The following is a 2,284-nucleotide window of genomic DNA, read 5'->3' as shown; positions in this document are numbered from 1 at the left end:
CGCCCCGCGCGCCGCCCGCGCGGAGCAGGCCTGGCCGCAGCGGCCGATCCGCCTGGTCATCCCGTTCCCGCCCGGCGGGCCGACCGACATCGTCGCGCGGCTGATGGCCGAGCGCATGGGGCGCGAGCTGGGCCAGCCGCTGATCGCCGAGAACCGGCCCGGCGCCAACGGCAACCTCGGCAATGACGCGGTGGCCAAGGCGGAGCCGGATGGCCACACCGTGCTCTACAACACCTCCTCCATCGCGCTCAGCCCCGCGCTCTACACGAGGCTGCCCTATGACGCGCTGCGCGACCTGCGGCCGGTGGCGCTCACCGCCACCATTCCGCTGGTGCTGGCGGTGCATGCCGGGCTGCCGGTGCGCGACCCCGCGCAGTTCGTGGCCTATGTGAAGGAACGCCCCGGCCAGCTCACCTACGGCTCGGCGGGGAATGGCAACGTCACCCATCTCGGCGCCTTCCTGCTGCTGCGCGACCAGGGGCTGGAGGCGGTACACGTGCCCTATCGCGGCAGCGCGCCGGCCCTGCTCGACGCCGCCGCCGGCCGCGTGCAGTTCCTCACCGACACGGTGAACTCCGCCCTGCCGCTGATCCGCGACGGCCGGCTGCGCGCCATCGCCGTCACCAGCCCGCGCCGCCTCGCGCCGCTGCCGGACGTGCCGGCGGTGGCCGAGGCGCTGATCCCGGGCTTCGAGGTCGGCGCCTGGCAGGGGATGATGGTGCCCGCCCGCACGCCGGAGGCGGTGGTGGCGCGGCTGAACGCCGCGGCGCTCGCCGCCCTGGCCGATGCCGATCTGCGCGCGCGCCTGGCCGAGCAGGGCACCGAGCCGCTGGGCAGCACGCCGGACGCCTATGGCGCCTATCTGCGCGCCGAGACCGCGCGCTGGGGCCAGGTGATCGCCGCCAGCGGCGTGCGGCTGGACTGAGGGAGGCCCCGCCATGCTGGCCGCCCTGCCGCTCGCCACCATTCCCGCCGAAGACGAGGCGCTGCGCCCCGCCATCCGCGCCTTCCTGGCGCGGCATGTGCCGCGGATCCCGCCCGAGATCCGCGCCCGTTCCTGGATGGGCTTCGATGCCGGCTTCAGCCGGGCGCTGGCCGCGCAGGGCTGGCTCGGCCTGACCTTGCCGCCGGAGTATGGCGGCGCCGGGCGCGGCCATTTCGCCCGCTACGTGCTGGTGGAGGAGCTGCTCGCCGCCGGCGCCCCCGTCTCGGCGCACTGGATCGCCGACCGGCAGAGCGGGCCGCTGATCCTGCGCTTCGGCACCGAGGCGCAGCGGCGCTTCCACCTGCCGCGCATCTGCCGCGGCGAAAGCTTCTTCTGCATCGGCATGAGCGAGCCGGACACCGGCTCGGACCTCGCCAGCGTCTCCACCCGCGCGGTGCGCGAGGGCGAGGGCTGGCGGCTGAACGGCGCCAAGGTCTGGACCACCAACGCGCACCACTCGCACTACATGATCGCGCTGGCGCGCAGCTCCGGCACGGCGCAGGACCGGCAGAAGGGCCTGTCCCAGTTCATCGTCGACCTGTCGCTGCCCGGCGTGCGCATCAGCCCGATCCGCGACCTGGCGGGCGACGCGCATTTCAACGAGGTGGTGTTCGACAATGTGCTGCTGCCCGCCGATGCGCTGGTCGGCGAGGAAGGCGCGGGCTGGGCGCAGGTGAATGCCGAACTGGCCTTCGAGCGCAGCGGGCCGGAGCGTGTGCTCTCCTCCGCCGTGCTGCTCGACACCTGGCTCGCCTGGCTGCGCGAGAGTGGCGCGTCGGACCCGGCCACGCGGGCGCGCATCGGCCGCCTGCTGTCGCATCTGGCCGTGCTGCGCGCCATGTCGGTTTCCGTCACCGACCGGCTGGTGCGCGGCGAAAGCCCGGTTGTCGAGGCGGCGCTGGTGAAGGATCTCGGCACCGAGTTCGAGCAGGCCATCCCCGTCCTGCTGGAGGACTGGCTGGGCGAGAACCCGGCGCGCGAGCCGCCTGCCGCGCTGCTGCGCGCCCTGGCCTATACCAGCGCCATGGCGCCTTCCTACTCGCTGCGCGGCGGCACGCGCGAAATCCTGCGCGGCATGATCGCGCGCGGCATGGGGCTCCGCTGATGGATGCTGTTCCGTCCGACACTCTGCTGGCCGAAGCGGCGGCGGAACTGTTCTCCCGCCACGCCACGGCCGCCGCCACGCGCGCCATCCTGGAGGGCGGCGCGGGCACGGCGCTGTGGGCCGCGATTGAGCAGGGCGGCTTCGCCGACGCGCTGGTGCCGGAAGCCGCCGGCGGCGCGGGCCTCAGCCCGGCC

The 2,284-nt window shown here is 74.5% G+C and carries 2 protein-coding genes and 1 pseudogene; all 3 read left to right on the top strand.

Annotation, left to right across the window (positions count from 1 at the left end):
* Window positions 1-925: Bug family tripartite tricarboxylate transporter substrate binding protein (locus tag HMPREF0731_RS21360; protein ID WP_007006326.1), on the top strand; the 925-nt coding region annotated here is incomplete at its 5' end.
* Between the two features lie 13 nt (window positions 926-938).
* The gene (locus HMPREF0731_RS21355) at window positions 939-2,090 is read left to right on the top strand and encodes an acyl-CoA dehydrogenase family protein (protein WP_007006325.1); all 1,152 of its coding nucleotides are present in this window, start codon (window positions 939-941) and stop codon (window positions 2,088-2,090) included.
* Window positions 2,090-2,284, top strand: a pseudogene (locus HMPREF0731_RS21350) (hypothetical protein); the annotation flags it as partial. The gene HMPREF0731_RS21355 and the pseudogene HMPREF0731_RS21350, both read left to right, overlap by 1 nt.

The sequence above is a fragment of the Pseudoroseomonas cervicalis ATCC 49957 genome (genome assembly GCF_000164635.1).
GTDB classification, from domain to species: domain Bacteria; phylum Pseudomonadota; class Alphaproteobacteria; order Acetobacterales; family Acetobacteraceae; genus Pseudoroseomonas; species Pseudoroseomonas cervicalis.
The sequence above is the reverse complement of the archived record's forward strand: the minus strand, read 5'-3'. Positions and strand labels throughout refer to the sequence as shown.